1 protein-coding gene is annotated in these 287 nt (G+C 28.2%); it reads left to right on the top strand.

Annotated elements, in window-relative coordinates; genetic code table 11:
- On the top strand, window positions 1–190 hold a 190-nt coding region (locus tag V6251_RS15380), incomplete at its 5' end, for a T9SS type B sorting domain-containing protein (protein WP_341589025.1).
- Between the last annotated feature and the right edge of the window lie 97 nt (window positions 191–287).

Raw genomic sequence — 287 nt, forward strand, 5'->3', positions numbered from 1 at the left:
ACAAATTTTTAACCGTTGGGGAAGAATTGTGTACGAAACCGAAAATTACGACAATACCTTTAATGGCGTATCTAATAAAACTGAAGTTGGTAATCAAGGCGAAAAATTACCTGTCGGCACTTATTTTTACGTATTAAAACTTACCGATGACAACAAGAGTTATTCAGGATATATTTATATAACTTATTAAAATCTAGAAGGTTTTTATAATAAAACTAATACCCTTTGCCATAATGAATTTATGCAAATGGTGTTTTTTTCCTAGTATTAGTTTATTTTTTTTAGAT

This window comes from Olleya sp. Ti.3.14 (assembly GCF_038154885.1).
Lineage (GTDB): Bacteria > Bacteroidota > Bacteroidia > Flavobacteriales > Flavobacteriaceae > Olleya.